This is a genomic window from Micromonospora antibiotica (assembly GCF_017599305.1).
GTDB classification, from domain to species: domain Bacteria; phylum Actinomycetota; class Actinomycetes; order Mycobacteriales; family Micromonosporaceae; genus Micromonospora; species Micromonospora antibiotica.
Map to the genome: position 1 here is coordinate 142,411 of NZ_JAGFWR010000001.1, position 18,973 is coordinate 161,383.

General features: G+C 73.4%; 18 protein-coding genes. 8 read left to right on the forward strand and 10 right to left on the reverse strand.

The window, feature by feature from the left end; all coding sequences use genetic code 11:
* Positions 1–74 precede the first annotated feature (74 nt).
* The 6 genes from JQN83_RS00635 to JQN83_RS00660 all read right to left on the reverse strand — a co-directional run bounded on the left by JQN83_RS00635 (position 75) and on the right by JQN83_RS00660 (position 6,016).
* Positions 75–668 carry a hypothetical protein gene (locus JQN83_RS00635; protein WP_208565050.1) on the reverse strand — a complete coding sequence of 198 codons (594 nt, stop codon included), beginning with the start codon at positions 666–668 and terminating at the stop codon, positions 75–77.
* A gap of 56 nt (positions 669–724) precedes the next feature.
* A complete protein-coding gene (locus tag JQN83_RS00640) occupies positions 725–2,272 on the reverse strand; it encodes a sensor histidine kinase (RefSeq protein WP_208565051.1) in 1,548 nt (515 codons plus the stop codon).
* On the reverse strand, positions 2,265–2,960 hold the full coding sequence (locus tag JQN83_RS00645) for a response regulator transcription factor (RefSeq protein WP_208565052.1): 696 nt from the start codon (positions 2,958–2,960) through the stop codon (positions 2,265–2,267). The genes JQN83_RS00640 and JQN83_RS00645 overlap by 8 nt, the downstream gene beginning before the upstream one ends.
* Before the next feature lie 68 nt (positions 2,961–3,028).
* Entirely contained in the window at positions 3,029–3,541 is a 513-nt protein-coding gene (locus JQN83_RS00650) for a hypothetical protein (RefSeq protein WP_208565053.1), read from the reverse strand.
* A gap of 189 nt (positions 3,542–3,730) precedes the next feature.
* The gene (locus JQN83_RS00655) at positions 3,731–4,735 is read right to left on the reverse strand and encodes a phosphotransferase (protein ID WP_307798939.1); all 1,005 of its coding nucleotides are present in this window, start codon (positions 4,733–4,735) and stop codon (positions 3,731–3,733) included.
* A gap of 108 nt (positions 4,736–4,843) precedes the next feature.
* Positions 4,844–6,016, reverse strand: coding sequence for a thiolase family protein (locus JQN83_RS00660; RefSeq protein WP_208565055.1), 1,173 nt, complete (start codon positions 6,014–6,016; stop codon positions 4,844–4,846).
* Positions 6,017–6,228: 212 nt separating this feature from the next.
* Here JQN83_RS00660 and JQN83_RS00665 point away from each other — a divergent pair, with 212 nt between their 5' ends.
* Both JQN83_RS00665 and JQN83_RS00670 read left to right on the forward strand, forming a co-directional pair.
* Positions 6,229–6,657 (forward strand): PH domain-containing protein, encoded by a 429-nt coding sequence (locus JQN83_RS00665; protein ID WP_208565056.1) that lies wholly within the window; start codon positions 6,229–6,231, stop codon positions 6,655–6,657.
* Positions 6,658–7,013: 356 nt separating this feature from the next.
* Positions 7,014–8,753, forward strand: a complete 1,740-nt coding sequence (locus tag JQN83_RS00670; protein ID WP_208565057.1) for a cellulose binding domain-containing protein — start codon at positions 7,014–7,016, stop codon at positions 8,751–8,753.
* Between the two features lie 153 nt (positions 8,754–8,906).
* Here the strand turns inward: JQN83_RS00670 and JQN83_RS00675 are convergent, their stop codons facing one another.
* Positions 8,907–9,854 carry a rhomboid family intramembrane serine protease gene (locus JQN83_RS00675; protein WP_208565058.1) on the reverse strand — a complete coding sequence of 316 codons (948 nt, stop codon included), beginning with the start codon at positions 9,852–9,854 and terminating at the stop codon, positions 8,907–8,909.
* Positions 9,855–9,880: 26 nt separating this feature from the next.
* Positions 9,881–10,411 (reverse strand): peptidylprolyl isomerase, encoded by a 531-nt coding sequence (locus JQN83_RS00680; protein WP_208565059.1) that lies wholly within the window; start codon positions 10,409–10,411, stop codon positions 9,881–9,883.
* Between the two features lie 84 nt (positions 10,412–10,495).
* Between JQN83_RS00680 and JQN83_RS00685 the strand changes: the two genes are divergently transcribed.
* Positions 10,496–11,347 carry a hypothetical protein gene (locus JQN83_RS00685; RefSeq protein WP_208565060.1) on the forward strand — a complete coding sequence of 284 codons (852 nt, stop codon included), beginning with the start codon at positions 10,496–10,498 and terminating at the stop codon, positions 11,345–11,347.
* A gap of 259 nt (positions 11,348–11,606) precedes the next feature.
* A complete protein-coding gene (locus tag JQN83_RS00690) occupies positions 11,607–12,533 on the forward strand; it encodes a polysaccharide deacetylase family protein (protein ID WP_208565061.1) in 927 nt (308 codons plus the stop codon).
* A gap of 105 nt (positions 12,534–12,638) precedes the next feature.
* Here the strand turns inward: JQN83_RS00690 and corA are convergent, their stop codons facing one another.
* Positions 12,639–13,787 (reverse strand): magnesium/cobalt transporter CorA, encoded by a 1,149-nt coding sequence (corA, locus tag JQN83_RS00695; RefSeq protein WP_208565062.1) that lies wholly within the window; start codon positions 13,785–13,787, stop codon positions 12,639–12,641.
* 411 nt (positions 13,788–14,198) lie between these two features.
* Positions 14,199–15,293, reverse strand: a complete 1,095-nt coding sequence (locus JQN83_RS00700) for an aminotransferase-like domain-containing protein (protein ID WP_208565063.1) — start codon at positions 15,291–15,293, stop codon at positions 14,199–14,201.
* Positions 15,294–15,553: 260 nt separating this feature from the next.
* Here JQN83_RS00700 and JQN83_RS00705 point away from each other — a divergent pair, with 260 nt between their 5' ends.
* From JQN83_RS00705 to JQN83_RS00720, 4 genes are all read left to right on the forward strand, one after another.
* The gene (locus tag JQN83_RS00705; RefSeq protein ID WP_307798941.1) at positions 15,554–16,363 is read left to right on the forward strand and encodes a hypothetical protein; all 810 of its coding nucleotides are present in this window, start codon (positions 15,554–15,556) and stop codon (positions 16,361–16,363) included.
* 123 nt (positions 16,364–16,486) lie between these two features.
* The gene (locus tag JQN83_RS00710) at positions 16,487–17,218 is read left to right on the forward strand and encodes a phosphocholine cytidylyltransferase family protein (RefSeq protein ID WP_208565064.1); all 732 of its coding nucleotides are present in this window, start codon (positions 16,487–16,489) and stop codon (positions 17,216–17,218) included.
* Entirely contained in the window at positions 17,206–18,273 is a 1,068-nt protein-coding gene (locus tag JQN83_RS00715; protein ID WP_208565065.1) for an iron-containing alcohol dehydrogenase family protein, read from the forward strand. The genes JQN83_RS00710 and JQN83_RS00715 overlap by 13 nt, the downstream gene beginning before the upstream one ends.
* Positions 18,248–18,967: a CDP-alcohol phosphatidyltransferase family protein gene (locus JQN83_RS00720; protein WP_208565066.1), complete on the forward strand. Its 720-nt coding sequence runs from the start codon at positions 18,248–18,250 to the stop codon at positions 18,965–18,967. The genes JQN83_RS00715 and JQN83_RS00720 overlap by 26 nt, the downstream gene beginning before the upstream one ends.
* Positions 18,968–18,973 lie beyond the last annotated feature (6 nt).

Sequence of the window (18,973 nt, forward strand, 5' to 3'; positions counted from 1 at the left end):
CCGGCCGGCTGAACCGGTCGGCGGGACGTCGGGCCGGCGTGGTGGCCCACGCCGGCCCGACCGTCCCCCACGGGTCACTTCTGCTTGACCGGCACCACGATCAGCCGGGCCACGCTGGCGTCGCCGTCCCTGGCCCCCGCCACGTTGACCTTCGTACCCACCTTGACGTCGTTGGCCTTGATGGTGGTGCGCCGCTCGACCACCCGGAGCTGCTCGCCCAGCTTCCAGGTGAGGGTGAAGCCGTCGGTGGACTTCACCGTCACCGAGTCGCCGTCGATCGCGGTGACCTCGCCGCGCTGCACGACGACGGTCTTCGTGCCGTCCTTGGTCTGCACCACCGCCTCACCGTGCAGGCCGTTGCGGCCCAGCTGCACCCGGGCCTGCCGGCGCTGCCGCAGCTCCTTCACCCGCTCGCTCCGCTTGCCCTTCGCCCCGGCCTGCGGGGACGGGGTGGTCGACGCGGCGGGCGCGGCGAGCAGGTCCAACTCGACCGGGTCGAGGCCCAGCGCGGCCAACGCCTGCCCCTCGACGCCCAGCGCGGCGGCCACCTCGACGACGGCGGCCTTCGTACCGTCCTGCGCGACCTGGGCCGTACCGCAGCCGGCGACGCCGAGCGTGAGCGCCGCGAGCAGCGACGTGGCGGTGACGGCGATTCCCCGATGTGCCATGACTCTCCCTCTGGTCCGTGGTGCCACCAGCGTCGCGGAGCCCGATGGGCGCGGGGTCAGACCGATGTTCGGGTCGGGTAAGGATGGGCGGGGAGCCGGACGGTGAACGCGGCACCGCCCTCGGCGGCGTGCCCGGCGACGATCTCCCCGCCGAGCCGGCGGACCAGCCCGGCGGCCAATGCCAGACCCAACCCGCTGCCGACCTTGCGGACCCCCCGGTAGCGCTGGTGCAACGCCCCCCGCTCGAAGGCCACCGCCAGGTCGTCGTCGGTGAAGCCGGGCCCGCCGTCACGGACCTCGACCAGCCCACCGGCCGTCGGGCCGGCACCGGCCGCCCGGACCGCGAGCACCACCGGCGACCCCGGCGGTACGACCCGCAGCGCGTTCTCCAACAACCCGTCCACCACCTGCCGGATCCGCCCCGGATCGGTGTACGCGGGCACCGCCGTGCCCGGCGTCTCCAGCCGGAACGGCACCCCGACGGCCGCGCACCGCTCCGCCCAGGTGCGTTCGGCGTCGGCGGCCAGCCGGGTGAGGTCGACCGGCACCGGTTCCAACGGGAAGTCCACCGCCTCCAGCCGGGCCAGCGCCAACAGGTCGGCGACCAGCCGGTCCAGGTGCTGGGCCTCGGTGAGCATGGTCCGGCCGGTGGCGGCGGCCTCGTCCGCGCCGATCACCCCGTCGGCGAGCGCCTCCGCCCACCCCCGGATCGCGGTCAACGGGGTACGCAGCTCGTGCGAGACGGACAGCAGGAACTCCCGCTGCCGGCCCTCGCTGGTGGCCAGCGCGGCGGCCAGCCCGTTCAACGCGTACGCCAGGTCGGCGACCTCGTCGGGGGGTTCGACGGGCACCCGGACGGCCCGGTCACCGGCGCGCAACCGGGCGGCGGCGGTGGCGGCGTGCCGGATCGGGCGGGCCAGCCGGCGGGCGAGCAGCAACCCGGCCGCCGCCCCGGCGGTGAGCCCGGCGAGCAGCGGCAGCCAGAGGGCGCGCAGCACCTGCCGCCACGGCCCCTGCGGGGTGGCCCGGGTCAGCACCACACCCTCACCGCCGGGCAGTGCCCGCCCCTCGACGAGGGTCCGTTGGCCGTTGACGAACCGTCGACCGGAGACGTCCCGACCGCCGGAGACCCGGTTCACCACCTGCCGGGGCAGGCCGGGGCGGTCGGCCAGCCCACCCTGGACGACGTACACCTCGATCTGTTGTTCCCGGAGTTGGCGGATCAGCCGGTCGCCGGCCGCGTCGCGCTGCCGGCTGGGGCGTACCCGCAGGACGTCGGCGGCGAGACGGGCCTGGGCGGCCAGCGCGGCCTGGTCGCGGCGTTCCACCCCGCGTACCGCCAGGGGGACCGCGACCAGCGCGGTGACCAGCACCGACACCAGCGACACCGCGCAGGTGACCAGGACCGCGCGGGCGGTCAGCGTGTGGGTGAACCGGCGGCGCGGCCGACGGCGACGCCGCCCGGCCCCGCCCGGCGGCGCGGCGGCCGACGGCGCGGCGGCCGACGGCGCGGCGGCCGACGGCGCGGCGGCCGACAGCGGGGTGGTCGACAGCGGGGTGGTCGGCTGCGGGGCGGTCGGCGGCCGGGGGGCGGGCTCAGCCATTGGCGGCGTATCCGACGCCCCGGTGGGTGCGGATCACGCTGGCCGGGCCGAGCTTGGCCCGCACCTGGGCGACGTGCACGTCGACGGTGCGGGTGCCGGCGTGCGCCGCGTAACCCCAGACCCCGGCCAGCAGCTCCTCCCGGGTGAAGACCCGGCCGGGGCGGGCCATCAGGTGGGCGAGCAGGTCGAACTCGGTGGAGGTGAGCTGGACGGGGGAGCCGGCCGCGAGCACCGTGCGGCGGGCCGGGTCGAGGGTGACCGGGCCGACGGTGCGGGGGCGGTCCGGCCCGTCCGGGGCGCCGGCGGTGCGCCGCAGCACCGCCCGGACCCGGGCCACCAACTCCCGGGGGCTGAACGGTTTGGTGACGTAGTCGTCCGCGCCCAGCTCCAGGCCGACGATCCGGTCGACCTCGTCGTCGCGGGCGGTGAGGAAGAGGACCGGGGTCCAGTCGCCAGCCTCGCGCAGCCGCCGGCAGACCTCGGTGCCGGCCAGGCCCGGCAGGGTGATGTCGAGGACGCAGGCCACCGGGCGCAGCCGTCGGGCGGCGGCCAACCCGCCCGTGCCGTCCCGTTCCAGGTGTACGCCGAACCCGTCCCGGCTGAGATAGAGCCGGACCAGGTCGGCGATGGCCGGTTCGTCCTCCACCACGAGGACGAGCCCACGTTGGCCGGTGGCGTCAGCGGTCACCGGCCCATGATGACCGACCCGGGACCCACCGAAACGTAGGCCGGTGTTCGGGTCAGGTAAGGATGCGGTCAGCGGGTCGGCAGCGGACGCAACAGCGGGGCCGGTGCGACGGCCGGCGCGTCGCCGATGGTGGCGACGACCCGTTCCTCGGGCTTGCGCAGCCGGGTGCGGAACGCGTGGTGCAGCAGCGTGTCGAGCTGCCACACCTGCTTCGGGTGCTGCGTACGGATGACGAACCGCTCCCGCACCCCGTCGATCGCGGTGGCCGCCAACTCGACGGCCTGCGCCCGGGGATCGGGGCTCCAGGTGACGTTGCTCAGCTCACGCAGCTCGGTGTTCAGGTGCAGGCGCAGCCGGTGCAGCACCCGGGTCTGCTGGGTGACCACCAGCCGGCGGTGGGTGAGCAGGAGGAGGTAGTCACCGTCGACCGGCCGGTCGGGGCGGGCGCACCGGGCGACCAGGATGGTGGCGTCGCCGGAGCCGACGCACTGCCGGAAGACCGGCATGTGCCGACTCACCGTCTGGACCGCCAGCCCGGTCTCGGCGGCGGCCGGGAGGAAGGTGCGCGAGAAGACGTCCATACCTGGCCAACGAGCCGTGACCAGGGGTGATGTGGGTCACTGTCGACCTTTTGGAAGTTCCACTCCCCCGTGTCGCACCACCGGTGTGTCTTCCGGACCTCCCGCCCGCCCGACACCCGGTCAGACGGGCACCCGACACCCGGTCAGACGGGCACCCGACACCCGGTCAGACGGGCACCCGACACCCGGTCAGACGGGCATCGGGGCGAAGAGCTCGCCGAGCCACCCGGGCACCGCGTCGGCGTACTCGGTGCGGCTCGGGTCGGTGGTGTCGAGGGCCCGCCGCCAGGACAACGCCCGACTCACCGTGGTCACCCGCATGGCCAGCCCGGCGACCTCCCGCAGGGTCGCCCGGTCGTGCCGGTCGGTCCACGGCTCCAGATAGGCGTCCCGCAGCCGGACCAGCACCGGGTCCCCCTCCGGCAGCGAGAAGGTGTGTGCCGCCGAGCGCAACGTCACCAGCAGGGTGCCGAACGGGTGCGCGACGGAGGCGTCCCCCCAGTCGAAGAAGCGGTAGCCGTCGGCGGCGGCGAACACGTTCCCGTCGTGCAGGTCGTCGTGCTGGACACTGGCCGGGATGCCGCTGTCGGCGAGCCGCCGGCAGTCCTCGGCGAAGCGCGGCAGGTGCGCCCGCAACCGGTCGTGGGTCGCCGCGTCCAGGCCACCGCCCCCACCTTCACCCTCGGCGTCGAGGAGCAGGGCGGCCCGGTCGTCGAGGAGGTCGGCCAGGAGGCCCGGCATCGCCGCCGGACGCTGGTCGGGTACGCCGAGCGCGACGAGTTCGTCCGCCGCCGGGACCAGCTCCCGCTGGAGTTCGGCGTAGGCCACCAACACGTCGACCCAGCGGGCGGGCCCGGGTTCGGCCAGTTCACGCAGGGTGGGGCCGCCGTCGGGCAGCAGGGACCAACCCCGGGACGGGTCCACCGCGACCGGGTCGAGCACCCGACCGGGGGTACGCCGGGCCAGCTCGGCCAGGAGCACCGCCTCGTACGCCGTGCCGGGACTGTTCGCCTTGAACCAGTACGACCGGGCGTCGGTGGGCACCTGCCAGACCGACGACCAGGGGCGCAGCCGGGCCTGCACCGGGCCGGTGACCCGGCGACCGTGCCGGTCCAGGTGCCCGGTGACCCAGTCGAGGGCGGCGGACCGCCACTGCGGATCGGCCCAACCGGCGGCTACGGGAATGGTCGTCACGCCGCGCAGAGTAGGCCACCACCCCACCCCGGCACCCGCCATTTTCCACCGGGCAGGCCCGCTGGTCGGGCGGTGACCGGATCGACCCGGGATCGCGGGCGGGCGGCGTCAGAGCAGTTCGAGGATGGTGGCGTTGGCCATGCCGCCGCCCTCGCACATGGTCTGTAGGCCGTAGCGGATGTCGTTGTCCCGCATGTGCTGGAGCAACGTCGTCATGATCCGGGCGCCGGACGCCCCGAGCGGGTGACCCAGCGCGATCGCCCCGCCGCGCGGGTTGAGCCGTTCCGGGTCGGCCTCGGTCTCGGCCAGCCAGGCCAGCGGCACCGGGGCGAACGCCTCGTTCACCTCGTACACGCCGATCTCCTCGATGCCCAGGCCGGCGCGGCGCAGCGCCTTCGCGGTGGCCGGGATGGGGGCGGTGAGCATGGTGACCGGGTCGTCGGCGGCGACCACGGCGGTGTGTACCCGGGCCAGCGGACGCAGGCCGTGCCGGCTGGCCCAGTCGCTGGTGGTGACGGCGAGCGCCGCCGCGCCGTCGGAGATCTGCGACGCGGAACCGGCGGTCACCACGCCGTCGGCACGGAACGGGGTCTTCAGCCCGCCGAGCACCGCGAGGGAGGTGTCCCGGCGGATGCCCTCGTCGGCGGTGAAGGTGCCGCCGTCGGCCAGCGGCACCGGGGCGAGCTCCGGGTCGAACACCCCGGCGTCCTGCGCGGCGGCGGCCTTCTCGTGGCTGGCCAGCGCGAACTCGTCGAGCTGGCTGCGGGAGAAGCGCCACCGGGCGGCGATCAGCTCGGCACCGACCCCCTGGTTGAACGGGAGCGGCTGGTCGTCGGCGAAGCCCTCGACCCCCCGGTAGCGGGCCCGGAGCTGGTCGCTGAACGGCATGCCGTCGCCGACGCTGGACCCCATCGGCACCCGGGTCATCGACTCGACACCGCCGGCCACCACCAGGTCGGCCTGCCCGGAGAGCACCGTCGCGGCGGCGAAGTGCAGGGCCTGCTGGCTGGAGCCGCACTGCCGGTCGAGGGTGGTGCCGGGCACCGACTCGGGCCAGCCGGCGGCGAGCACGCCGTTGCGGGCGACGTTCCAGGACTGCTCGCCGACCTGGGACACGCAGCCCCAGATCACGTCGTCGACCTGGCCGGGATCGATGCCGGTGCGGTCGGCGAGGGCGCGCAGCACGTGCGCCGACAGGTCGACCGGGTGCACCTCGGCCAGGCCACCCTTGCGCCGCCCGACGGGGGTACGCACCGCGCCGACGATGACTGCGTCACTCATGACTACTCCCCGGTAACTTCGGCTGCGTCGATACTACGTCCCGATCGGCGCAGCGTCCGCCCGCCGGGCCGGTCGGAGGGCTGCCGGCGGCCGACCCGTCGGCGGCCGGAAGCCGACGACCGGCGGGTGTCGCGTCGCCGCCACGACCCCGGCCGGGGCAGCCGGTGGCACCGGCGGGGCAGCCGGTCACCGTGGGTGGCTGGCATGCTGGGATGGTGCATCCCCCACCGTCTCCGGCCCACCAGTGGCGGGTTCCCCCGGCGGTCCCGGCGGCGAAGCTGGCCGGTGCGATCGGGCTGGCCGCCCTGGGGCTGCTGCTCGCCGACGGCGACCCGGTCCGGCTGACGCTGGCCGTCGCCGCCGCCGTCGGCCTGGTCGGCTGGGCGGTACGCGACCTGCTCGCCCCCGTCCGCCTCGCGGTCGACGCCGGGGGGATCACGGTCATCCGGGGTTACGCCGGGCGGCGGCACCTGCCGTGGGAGGCGGTGGAGGCGGTCACGGTGGACCGGCGGACCCGGTTCGGGCTGACCGGCGAGACGCTGGAGATCGATGCCGGCGAGACCCTGCACCTGTTCGGTCGGGCCGACCTGGGCGCGTCGCCGACCGAGGTGGTCGAGCTGATCCGGATCGCCCGGCCCTAGTGTGCCCGGGCTCCGTCGCCCGGGTTGGTCGACATCGCTCCGGTCGGTGGGATCGGCGGCGGGGGTCGCCTCGCCCACCGGCGCGGGGCCGGTCCGGCGGCCTTCGCTGAGCTCAGCAACCCGACGCCCGCTCGGCTAGCGCCACGTTGACATCGACAAGAGTCGGTGTCTACGGTTCTATCGAACCGATTCGAAGCGGTGGTCGACCCAGCGACCCGCCACGCCGGTCATGGGCCGAGATCGCCGCCGCACGCTGCGCCCCACCGTCCATCTCGCTCCGTCACGGCACCGGACCCGCCCTGACCGCGAGGCCCCCGGGCCGCTCGCACCCACCCCCTACCACCCCTGGAGAGCCCGTGAAACTTCCGTCCCGGCCACACCTTCGTGCCGGCTACCTCCTCACCGGCGCGCTGGTCGTCGCCGGCCTGCTGGTCGCGCCCAACGTGGCCCAGGCCGACAACCAGAGCCTCAGCGTGAACTTCGCCGCCGCCACCACCGCGCCGACCTACCGGGCCTCCGGGTGGATCTACGGCATGACCGAGAACGGCACCGCACCGCCCGACCACTTCTTCACCGACATCAAATACCAGGCCATGCGGGCCGGGGGCGCCCAGTTGCCCGGCAGCGGTTGGGTGGGCGGCGGCTACGACCGCCGGTGGAACGCCACCCGCGCCCAGATGCTGCGGACCAAGGCGCTCGGCGGCAAGTTCGTCCTGCTCCCCCACGACCTGTGGGGCGCTGACGGCGCTCCCATCTCCCGCTTCCCCGGCGACAACGGCAACTGGACCGACTACGACAACTTCCTCACCCGGGTGATCAACGATGTGAAGGCCACCGGCGTCCCGGTCGAATGGGACATCTGGAACGAGCCCAACATCACCCTGTTCTGGAACCGCCCCCAGGCCCAGTACTTCGAACTCTGGCGACGGACCTACCAGCGCCTGCGGGCCGACATGCCGGGCACCCTGATCGTCGGGCCGAGCCTGGCCGGCGTACCCACCACCTCCGGGACCTGGTGGAACCAGTACCTCGACTACATCAAGGCCAACAACGCGGTGCCGGACGTCGTGAGCTGGCACTCCCTGCCCAGCGACCCGGTCGCCAACGTCGCCGCCGCGAACACGACGCTCGGCTCGCGGGGCATTGCGCACCCCCGGCCCTACCAGATCAACGAGTACGGTGCCTCCAACGAGCAGAACCCCGGCGATGGCGCGTGGTACATCACCCGGCTGGAACGGGCCGGAGCCGACGGCCTGCGCGCCAACTGGGCCAGCGGCGGCAACCTGCACAACGACCTGGGCAACCTGCTCACCCACAACTCGGCCGGTCAGTACCAGCCCAAGGGCGAGTGGTGGGTCTACCGTTTCTACGCCCAGCAGACCGGCGTCGCCGTCACCACCACCGCGTCCGCCGGGTACGACGCGTACGCCACCAAGGCCGCCGGCGATGCCAAGATCCTGGTCGGCGGCGGCCGGACCACCGGCAACATCGCCGTCAACCTCCAAGGGCTGAACAGCACCAGCGGAATCGTGAGCGACAACCGGGCGCGCATCCTGGTGCAGCGGATCCCCTACAACAACGGCGGCGCGGTCACCGGGCCCACCACCGTCCAGGACCAGGTGGTGACGCTCAACAACAACGGCACCGTCGTGAACATCGCCAACAACGACGTCAACGACGCGTACACCATCACCGTCCTGCCGCCGTCGCCGACGACCCCGACGCCCACCCCGACGACCCCGACTCCCTCGCCGACCATTCCGACGCCGTCGCCGACCACCCCCGGCCCGGGCGGCTCGGGGTGCGGCGCTTCCTACCGGGTGACCAACAGTTGGCCCGGCGGCTTCCAGGCCGATGTGGCGGTGTCCAACAGCGGTTCGACGGCCACCACCGGCTGGCGGGTGAGCTGGACGATCGGGTCCGGGCAGACCATCAACCAGGTGTGGAACGGCTCGCTGACGACCAGCAGCGGAACGGCCACGGTCAGCAACGTCTCGTACAACGGGAGTCTCGCACCGGGGGCCAGCACCACCTTCGGGATGCTCGTGGCCGGGGAAGCCGGCGGCACCCCGACGCTTACCTGTTCCGTGAACTGAGCCGCACCGTGAACTGAGCCGCACGGCGGGCTGCCGGCTCGGCCGGCAGCCCGCCGTACCGTGGCTAACGAATCGGTTCGACGATTCCTGCTTCAGGTGCCGATGGCGGCAGGTGCGTCGACGTGAGCGGCATCTCCATGGGCGCCCGGCCGCTCAGCCGAGCAGCAGCACGGTGCGGACGATCACCAGGCCGAGCAGCGCCACCAGGATCACCGCCGTACCGGCCGCCTGGAAGACCGAGCGCCGCATCCGGGGGGCGTACGCCAGCACGAGCGCCATCAGTGCCCCGACGATCAGCCCGCCGACGTGGCCCGGGATGGAGATGCCCGGCACGGTGAACGTGAAGATCAGGTTGATCACCAGGATCGGCAGGATCGCCGAGGTGTCCCGACCCAGCCGGCGCATCAGCACGAAGATCGCCGCGAACAGTCCGAAGATCGCCGTCGAGGCACCGGCCGACGCGGTGTTGGGGCTGCTGAACAGGTAGGCCGCCACGTTGCCGCCGAGCCCGGCGACCAGATAGAGGGTGAGGAAGCGCAGTGGCCCGAGCAGGGCCTCCAACTCCCGCCCCAGCACCCAGAGCGCCCACATGTTGAGCAGCAGGTGCACCACGCCGTAGTGCAGGAACATCGCGGTGACGAGGCGGTACCACTCACCGGAGGCGACGCCGTGTGCTTCCCCGAACGGCACGTACGAGGCGTAGCTGAGTACCGAGCCCCACTGGGTCAGCGGGGTGCCGCCGCCGAGCAGGCCGCCGAAGCCGGACCCGCCGATCATCGAGTCGCCGCCCCGGTCGCTGAGCACCGAGACGATCATCACCAGCACGTTCAGGGCGATCAGGACGCGGGTGACCACGCCGCGACGGCCGGCGGCACCGCCACCGAAGGCGGTACGCGCCGGCCGTACGCTGCGGCGTCCCTCGTTCACGCACTCCGGGCACTGGTGGCCGACCGGAGCGTCCCGCATGCAGTCCGGACAGATCGGCCGGTCACAGCGGGAGCACCTGAGGTACGTCTCCCGGTCGGCGTGGCGGTAGCAGACCGGGGTGGTCGGCACCGGCCCACCGGTGGCGTCGCCGGCCGGCCCGGAGCGTTCAGTCATGCGTGCAAAGGTACCTCGCGGTGCGGTCAGGCCTCGGTGCGCTCGATCTCGACCCGCTCGATCACCACGTCCTGCAACGGCCGGTCGCTCGGACCGGTCGGGGTGTTCGCGATCGAGTCGACCACCTTCGCCGACTGCTCGTCGGCCACCTGGCCGAAGATGGTGTGCCGGTTGTTCAGGTGCGGGGTCGCCCCGACGGTGATGAAGAACTGCGACCCGTTGGTGCCCGGCCCGGCGTTCGCCATCGCCAGCAGGTAGGGCCGGTCGAAGCGCAGCTCCGGGTGGAACTCGTCGGCGAACGTGTAGCCCGGGCCGCCCCGGCCGGTGCCGGTCGGGTCGCCCATCTGGACCATGAAACCGCTGATCACCCGGTGCGAGATGGTGCCGTCGTAGTACGGCCCGTTGCCCGGCTGACCGGTGCGGGGATCGGTGTATTCCTTTTTGCCCTCGGCCAGTTCCACGAAGTTACGAACCGTCTTCGGAGCGTGATTACCGAAGAGCTCCAGCCGGATCGGGCCAGCGTTGGTGTGCAAGGTGGCGTAGACAGCCTCGGCCACGGGTACTCCTCACTCGTTGGTCAGTTCCATGCGGATCCTCCCATGTGCCCCATCTGGCAGTGCGGAGGCATCCGTTGGTGGAGGATGACGAAGGAACAACTCCCAGGAGGTGGGACCGTGTTGGGAATCGGGCGACGCAAGACCCAGGGGCAGCTGGCAAAGGTGGAGCTGCACCAGGGCATCGGTCACCTGAGGCAGGCTGCCACGCACGCGGCGAAGGGTGCCGGCGCCACGGTCGGCCCGCGGGTCCAGGCGGCCCGGGGGGCGGTCGCGCCGACCGCTGTCGTGGTGCGGGACCGGGCTTCCAGTGGCCTCGCCACGACGGTCGCGGCCCTCGCCCCGGTGGCCCTGGCCGTGCGCAACGCCCAGGCCGAGGCCGCCGGTAAGGCGGTGGCCGGCAGGAAGGCCGCCGCCGCGAAGCAGGCCGCGGTGAGCAAGAAGATCAAGGCGAAGAGCCCGAAGGCCCGCAAGAGGAAGCGCACGTCGCGCGGCATGCTCGCCGGCCTGCTGGTCGCCGGGACGGTGGCCGGGGTGGCCGGTGCGATGGCGATGCGTCGCCGCCGTGAGCAGCAGGAGTGGGCCGAGTACGACCCGACCCGCAGCATCGGCACCGCCCCCGTCACGCCGCCCGCCGCCGGTGTCTCCGCCGGCTCGGTCACCGCCGGCATCGACGCCCCCCGCGACGAGGTCGACATCCTGGTCGTGGAGACCCCGTCGGCCGACGACCCCGCCACCACCGGTCCGGTGCCCCCGTCCACCGGTGTCGGCAGCTCCACGGTGGCCGGCGCCCCGGCCGGCAAGCCGGTGATCCACCCGAACGACAAGGTCCCCTCGGTCGCCGAGGGTGCCACCGACGTCTCCGGCCGGCCGGCCGACGACCTCGGCAAGGCGCTCGACGCCGGTCGGAATGCGGCGCAGTCCAGCACCCGGCGCTGATCCCCCGCAGCACGTCGGCGGCGCGGTGACGACCTGACCGGTCGTCCCGCGCCGCAGCCGACTTCCGGACCCCGTCGGGTCCCGGGTCGCCCGACACGGGACGCGCCGCTGGCACCCGGAGCCCTCGGCACGGTACGGCCCGGCACCGTCATCCGGCCTGTCCAGGGCGGCGGTCCCCACGAGAACGTAAGGATTTTTCAGGGTTCTCCCCGACCGTTACGGGCCCACCCGGCGGGCTTGCGGCTCCTACAGTGCTCGTATGTCGTCGACCACCGACCCGGAGCGCCCGGCTCCGGAGCCGAACGGCGCCCCCTCGACGGGGCCCTGGGACCAGTCCGCCGAGCGTCCGGAGGAGTCCCCGGCCGGGCGTGACCGGGCGCTGTCCCGGCGGCGGGTGCTCTCCGGCACCGCCGCCGCGCTGGCCGGCGCGGGTGTGGCGCTGACCGGTGAGTTCGGCTACGCCGAGGCCACCGCCGACAGCAAGCTGCCCGTCTACGGCGGGTACGCGGCCAGCGTGCACGCCGACCGGCGTACCCCGCCCCGGTCGTCCCGGGTCGACGTGGTGTGGAGCGTGGACACCACCAGGCGGTTGATCGCGCTCACCTTCGACGACGGTCCGGCCCCGAACTGGACCCCCCGGGTGCTGTCGATCCTCGCCCAGACCGACACCCCGGCCACGTTCTTCATGGTCGGCCGCCGCGCCCGTGAGTACGGTCGGCTGGTGGCGCACCGGCTGGACGGCCACGAGATCGGCAACCACACCTGGGCCCACCAGGACCTGGCGAAGATGACCTACGAGCAGGCGTGCACCGCGATCGGTCGGGCGCACAACGAGCTGACCCGGCTCTGGGGGCGGGAGCCCACCCTGCTGCGCCCGCCCTACGGGCACCTGGCCGGCAGCACCCTGCTGGCCGCCAACGACCTCGGCTACCAGGTGGTCCTGTGGAACCGGCAGATGCTCGAATCCCGGTTCACCCAGAATCCGGACGGCCTGGTCGACTACATCGTCGAGTCCTGTGACCCGGGCACGATCCTGCTCGCCCATGACACCGGGCCGGCGGACCGGCTGGTGGCGATCCGGGGGCTGGCCGCGATGATCATCGGGTTGCGGCGGCGGGGCTTCGAGTTCGTCACCGTCTCCGAGCTGATGGCGGCGGCGACCCCGGCGGCCACCCCGGCGCACTGACCCACCACCGCCCCGGCACACCGGCCGGGCGGCACACCGGCACACCGACCGGGCGGCACACCGGCCACTGACCGGCCGCCACCGCGGCCCACGACCGGGCGGCGGTCAGAGCCAGCCGTTGCGGCGGAACCACCGGTAGAGCGCCAGCGAGATGGCGAGCATCAGCGCGAGCACACCCGGGTAGCCGTACGTCCATTTCAGCTCGGGCATGTTCTCGAAGTTCATGCCGTAGACCCCCGCGAACGCGGTCCAGACCGCCGCGATGGCCGCCCACGCGGCGATCTTGCGCATGTCGTTGTTCTGGTCGACGGTGACCTGCGCCAGCCGGGCCTGGAGGATCGAGTTGAGCAGGTCGTCGTAGGAGTTGACCTGCTCGACGGTGCGGCTGAGGTGGTCCTGCACGTCGCGGAAGTAGCGCCTGACCTCCTGCGGCACCTCCCGGTGCACCTGGGCGGTGAGCGTCATCAGCGGCCGTTGCAGCGGGATCACCGCCCGCTTGAACTCGACCAGTTCCCGCTTCATCTGGTAGATCCGCTGGATCCGCCCGCTGCTCTGCCGGTCGAAGACGTCGGCCTCCAGCACGTCGAGGTCGTCTTCCAGCTGGTCAGCCACCTCCAGGTAGAGGTCCACCACCCGGTCGGTGATCGCGTACGCCACCGCCCACGGGCCGTGCCGCAGCAGGTCCCGCTTGGCCTCCAGGTCGGCCCGGACGGGCGACAGCCGGCAGGCGTCCCCGTGTCGGACGCTGATCAGGAAGTTGGGGCCGATGAAGAGCATCACCTGGCCGGTCTCGACCACCTCGGAGGTCTCGGTCAGCTCGGTGTGCTCGCAGTAGCGGGCGGTCCGCAGCACCAGGAAGCTGACGTCGCCGAAGCGCTCCAGCTTGGGCCGCTGCTGGGCCTTCACGGCGTCCTCGACGGCCAGCTCGTGCAGCCCGTACGTCTCGGCGATGGCGGTCATCTCGGCCAGTTCCGGTTCGTGCAGGCCGAGCCAGACGAACCCGCCGCGCTCGTCGCGGGCGGCGGCCAGCGCTTCGGCGTACCGCCACTGGCCGGGGCGGCGTTCGCCGTCGACGTAGAGGCCGCAGTCGACCACGCCGCTGCGGCCGGGGCCGGTGGGCGCGGGGGTGCGGGGGGAGCCGTCGGCGTTAAGGATGCGCGACATCGCCCGGACCGGGGACACCCAGGCGCGGGGGTTCAGCACCCGACCGCCGTGCAGTGTCGTCGACCGCTCCCGTTCCGCCCGGTCCGTCATGGCGTACCCCCTCCCGGTGTGCGTGCTGCGGCTTGCAGGCTACGCCGCCGCCGGGCCGGCGGCCCTCGGACGATCGGCGGCCCCTGCGGCGGGACGGACTGCGGCAGGTGGGTGGCCGTGATCCTGGTCACCCGGGCGGGGCCGGGAGCCAGGCGGATGCCGGGGAGCAGGTGGGGGGTGGTGCCGGGCGGGTCGGGCCGCGTCCAGGGGGGTGAGGGGCGACCCGACCCACCCGGCACCGTTGGGGGCGGGGGCAAAGCTGCGGCGTCACCCGGCCGGCCGGTGGCAGGGGCCCTGAGCGGGTCACCAGCCAAACGTGAGTGACGCTCGCAGCATTGTGGGGCGTCAGGCCGGCCGAGGGGAGCCCTCGACCGGCCCAGGTCGCGCTTCTGTCAGAAACCCGACAGATTTTCAGCCGCGTACGGCAGCCACCGCGTCCGCCAGCCGACGCACACCCTCGTCGATCCGGTCCGCGGTCACCGCGGAGAACGCCAACCGCAACGCGTGCCGCCCACCGTCGACCATGAAGTCGCTGCCCTTGACCACGGCGACGCCCCGCTCGGCGGCGGCCGGCGCCAACCGGTCCACGTCCACGTCGTCGGGGAACTCCACCCAGAGGAAGTAGCCGCCGTCCGGCTCGACGAAGGTCACCTCGGGCAGGTGCCGGCGCAGCGACTCGGCCAGCACCCCGGCCCGCTCACCCAGCGCCGACGACACCGTGGCGATGGACCGCTGGATGTCACCCGAGACGCAGAACTGGTGCACGATCGACTGCGCCACCATGCCCGGCGAGATATAGAGGCTGGTCGCCGACTTGGCGATGTCGGCGATCAGGCTCGCCGGCCCGACCAGGTAACCGACCCGCACCCCGGGGCAGACGGTCTTGGTGAAGCTCGACGCGTGCACCACCACACCCCGGGTGTCCATCGACAGCATCGACGGCAGCGGCTCACCCCGGAACCGGATGTCGGCGTACGGGTCGTCCTCGAAGATCGTGAAGCCGTACTCGGCGGCCAGGTCGAGCAGCTCCCGACGCTTGTCCAGCGACAGCGTCACGCCGGCCGGGTTCTGGTAGTTCGGGATCACGTGGGCCAGCCGGGGGCGTACCCCGGACTCCAGCAGCTTGCGCAGCTCGGCGGTGTCCAGACCGTCCGGCTCGATGCCGACGCCGTGGATCTCGCCGCCCATCCGCTGGAGGTTGAGCAGCGTCCGGTCGTACGTCGGCCGCTCCACCACCACGGCGTCCCCGCGCCGGACCAGGTGGTCGAAGAGGAACGCGTCGGCCTGGAGCGAGCCGTTGGTGACCAGCACCTGATCCGCCTCGACGCCGTGCTTCTCGGCGATCCACTTCCGCAAGGGTGGGTAACCCACGGAGGTGCCGTAGGCGGTGACCCCGGCGGGGTCGGCGTCGAAGGCACGGACGGCGGCGGCCTTGAGCCCCTCGACATCCACGATGTCCAGCGAGGGCGCGCCACGGGCAAACGAGATCAGCTGCTCGGCGGTCATGCGCACGAGCCTAGGGCCTGCCCGGCCCGCTCCGGCCGGCATACACGCCAAGTTCAACATGCGGGCAGTCCCGCCCGCCCCCGCGTGGTCGCGACGGTCCGGCCCGGCGGCCTCCCGACGGTGGCCGGCGCACCGGGAGTCCGGAGCGAGGGATGCACCGGGCGTCCGGGCCGGGGCCGGGCCGAACCGGTCGACTCCGGTGCAGGTCGGGACGGGACCGGACATCGGCACGGTCGGCCGGCGCTCGCTACTGTCGAAGTGTGCCCACCGAGCCCTCCCGCTGCGCCGGCGCGTTGACCGTGGACGATGGCGTCGAGCTGGCACCGCACCGGTTCACCGGGCTGGTCGCCCCGGCGGTCGAGCGGGCGTTCGTGGCCGGGATGCTCGCCGGCCGCGACGGTGGTGGCGCCGAACTGAGCCAGCGGTACGGCGGCCCGGCCGCCACCGGCTTCCTGGTGGAGTTCCGCACCCGGCTCGCCGCACCCGGGGGTGCCGTCGACCGGGCCGGCTTCGCGGCGGTCAACCGCTACCGGGACCCGGCCACCTGCCAGCGGGCGCTGGACAAGCAGGTCGCGCACGGCATGATCGCCCGCCGGCCGGACGGCGGTTTCACCGCCACCGAGCGGGGCGTCGACTTCCTCACCGAGCTGTACCAGGTGCACGCCGAGGTGACCGAGGAGCTGTGGGCCGGGCACGACGACCGGGTGCACCGGCTCGTCGAGGCGTACGGCCGGGTGCTGGCGTACGCGGTGCTGCTCGCCGGGGAGCCGGACGCCGAACCCGGGCCGGCGTTCGCCGCGATGGCCCCGCCGTACGAGCCGGACGGCATCCCGTCGGGGGTGTTGCTGCTCAACCGCCTCGGCACGCTGCGGTACCACCGGGCGGACGCGCACGCCGCCGCGTGGACCGCCGCCGGGCACACCGCCGCCAGCGTCGGGGAGCTGCCGGACGGGCCGGAGCGGCGGGCCATCGAGCTGGAGACGGACCGTCGGGCGGCCGGCCCGTACGCGACGCTGACCGCCGACGAGCGGCTGGGCGTGCTCGCCGATCTGGCCGCCCTGCCCGGCTGAAACCCCCACCCGGCCAGCCCTGGAACCCCTGCCCGGCCCGGCTGAACTCACGGTTGGCGGCGGCTGCCCGGTCACCCGGGGCTATCCTCCACGGTGACCTGGAGTCGTACGAGGGAGGCCCGCATGATCGGGATGGTGCTCGCGGCCGGTGCGGGACGCCGACTGCGCCCGTACACCGACACCCTGCCCAAGGCGTTGGTGCCGGTGGACGGTGAGACCACCATCCTGGACATCGCGCTGCGCAACCTGGCCGAGGTGGGCCTCACCGAGATCGTGATCGTGGTCGGCTACGCCGCCGACGCGGTCGTGCAGCGGCAGGCGGCCCTGGAGGAGAAGTACGGCGTCACCCTCGACCTGGTGCACAACGACAAGGCCGAGGAGTGGAACAACGCCTACTCGCTGTGGCTGGCCCGGGAGCACTTCACCCGGGGCGTGCTGCTGGTCAACGGGGACACCGTGCACCCGGTGAGCGTGGAGAAGACCCTGCTGGCCGAGCGCGGGCCGGGCATCCTGCTGGCGGTCGACACCCTCAAGGCGCTCGCCGAGGAGGAGATGAAGACCACCTTCGACGCCGCCGGCCAGCTCACCCGGATCACCAAGCTGATGGACCCGGGCGAGGCGTACGGGGAGTACATCGGCGCGACGCTCATCGAGCCGCAGGTGGCCGGGGCGCTCGCCGACGCGCTGGAGGCGACCTGGCGGCGGGACCCGAACCTCTACTACGAGGACGGCTACCAGGAGTTCGCCGACCGCGGTGGCGAGGTGCGGGCCGCGCCGATCGGGGACGTCTCCTGGGTCGAGGTCGACAACCACGACGACCTGACCCGGGCGCGGGAGATCGCGTGCCGCTACTAGCCCGTACCATCCTGACCCCGCTGCACATCGACGTGCGGCGCGGTGCGGTCGCCGACCTGGCCACGATCCTCGCCGACGGGCGGATCTCCGCCGGGGGCGACGTGGCGGTGGTGGTCGGCCCCGGTCAGGGCGGGCAGATCGCCGACCTGCTGCGGCCGTCGCTGCGCTCGGCGGACGTGTTCACCGTGGCCGGCGGCACCCTCGACGCCGCCGACGAGCTGGGCGGCAAGCTCCGCGAACGCTCGTACGACGCGGTGGTCGGCATCGGCGGCGGCAAGACCATCGACGTGGCGAAGTACGCGGCCACCCGGCGCGGCCTGCCGATGGTGACCATGGCGACGAGCCTCGCCAACGACGGCATCGCCTCCCCGGTGGCCAGCCTGATCACCGGCGGCATCAAGGGCTCCTACGGGGTGCACATCCCGATCGCGGTGATCGTCGACCTGGACTTCGTGGCCGCCGGCCACGACCGGCACAACCGGGCCGGCATCGGCGACGTGATCAGCAACATCAGCGCGCTGGCCGACTGGGAACTGGCCCGCCAGGTACGCGGCGAACCCGTCGACGGCCTCGCCGCGTCGCTGGCCCGGATGGGCGCGGAGGCGGTGCTCGCGCACACCGGCGACATGACCGACGACGCGTTCGTCACCGTGCTGGCCGAGGCGCTGATCTCCAGCGGCCTGGCGATGGCGGTCTGCGGCAGCAGCCGCCCGGCCAGCGGCGGCTGCCACGAGATCATGCACGCCGTCGACGCCCTCTTCCCCGGCACCTCGTCACACGGCGAACTGGCCGGCCTCGGCGCGCTGTTCTGCACCTTCCTGCGCGGTGACGAACGGCGCTTCGCCGAGATGGCGGCCTGCCTGGGCCGGCACCGGCTGCCCCGGCACCCCGCCGACGTGGGGCTCACCGACGACCAGTTCGTCGAGGCGGTGCAGTTCGCCCCGGCGACCCGCCCCGACCGGTACACCATCCTGGAGCACCTGGCCATGTCGGTTACCGAGACGCGGGGGCGGCTGGCAGACTACGCCGGTGCACTCCGCGACCACAGTGGCTGAACCCCGCCCCACCGTTGCCGACTTCCACCGGGTCAACCGGGGCGGCGGCCTGTTCAGCGAGTCGGTCAGCCAGTGGCTGGGTGCCGTCTTCGCCCTGGTCGCCCAGCGCCTCGGGCTGCGCCCGACCGCGCTGACCATCACCAACCTGGTGCTCGGCCTGGCCGCCTCGGTGACCGTGGTGGCGCTCGCCGACCGGGTCGCCGCCGGTGCCGTCCCGGCCTGGCTGGTCGGGCTGGTCGCGCTGGTCGGCTGGCAGGTGGCGTACGCCCTGGACTGCGCCGACGGGCAGCTCGCCCGGGTGACCGGTCAGGGCAGCGCGGCCGGTGCCCGGGTCGACGTGCTCTGCGACGTGGCCGCCCAGATCGCCCTGGTCGCCGCCCTGTCCGCCACCGCCGTGGCGCAGCGCCCCTCCACGCCGACCTGGCTGATCGCGACCTTCGCCGGCACCTGGATGGTCAACCTGGTGACCTCGGTGATGCAGGCCGGCCCCAACGCCGCCAGCATGGTCACCTCGACGTCCCTGCCGGTACGCCTGGTCAAGCTGGTCCGGGACTACGGCGCGGTGATCTTCGTGGCGGGGTTGGTGCTGATGCTCGTGCCGGCGCTGGTGTTCTGGGTGATCGTGGCGTTCACGGTGGTCAACGGCGGGTTCCTGCTGGCCAGCATCGCCTTCTCGGCCCGCGCCTCGCTGTAGGGGCCG

Excerpts from the sequence above, each read along its gene's own strand:
- JQN83_RS00635 (WP_208565050.1), bottom strand. The coding sequence starts at position 668 with ATGGCACATCGGGGAATCGCCGTCACCGCCACGTCGCTGCTCGCGGCG.
- JQN83_RS00710 (WP_208565064.1), top strand. The coding sequence starts at position 16,487 with ATGATCGGGATGGTGCTCGCGGCCGGTGCGGGACGCCGACTGCGCCCG.
- JQN83_RS00685 (WP_208565060.1), top strand. The coding sequence starts at position 10,496 with ATGACGAAGGAACAACTCCCAGGAGGTGGGACCGTGTTGGGAATCGGG.
- JQN83_RS00690 (WP_208565061.1), top strand. The coding sequence starts at position 11,607 with ATGTCGTCGACCACCGACCCGGAGCGCCCGGCTCCGGAGCCGAACGGC.
- JQN83_RS00660 (WP_208565055.1), bottom strand. The coding sequence starts at position 6,016 with ATGAGTGACGCAGTCATCGTCGGCGCGGTGCGTACCCCCGTCGGGCGG.
- JQN83_RS00640 (WP_208565051.1), bottom strand. The coding sequence starts at position 2,272 with ATGGCTGAGCCCGCCCCCCGGCCGCCGACCGCCCCGCAGCCGACCACC.
- JQN83_RS00700 (WP_208565063.1), bottom strand. The coding sequence starts at position 15,293 with ATGACCGCCGAGCAGCTGATCTCGTTTGCCCGTGGCGCGCCCTCGCTG.
- JQN83_RS00650 (WP_208565053.1), bottom strand. The coding sequence starts at position 3,541 with ATGGACGTCTTCTCGCGCACCTTCCTCCCGGCCGCCGCCGAGACCGGG.
- JQN83_RS00675 (WP_208565058.1), bottom strand. The coding sequence starts at position 9,854 with ATGACTGAACGCTCCGGGCCGGCCGGCGACGCCACCGGTGGGCCGGTG.
- JQN83_RS00665 (WP_208565056.1), top strand. The coding sequence starts at position 6,229 with ATGGTGCATCCCCCACCGTCTCCGGCCCACCAGTGGCGGGTTCCCCCG.
- corA (WP_208565062.1), bottom strand. The coding sequence starts at position 13,787 with ATGACGGACCGGGCGGAACGGGAGCGGTCGACGACACTGCACGGCGGT.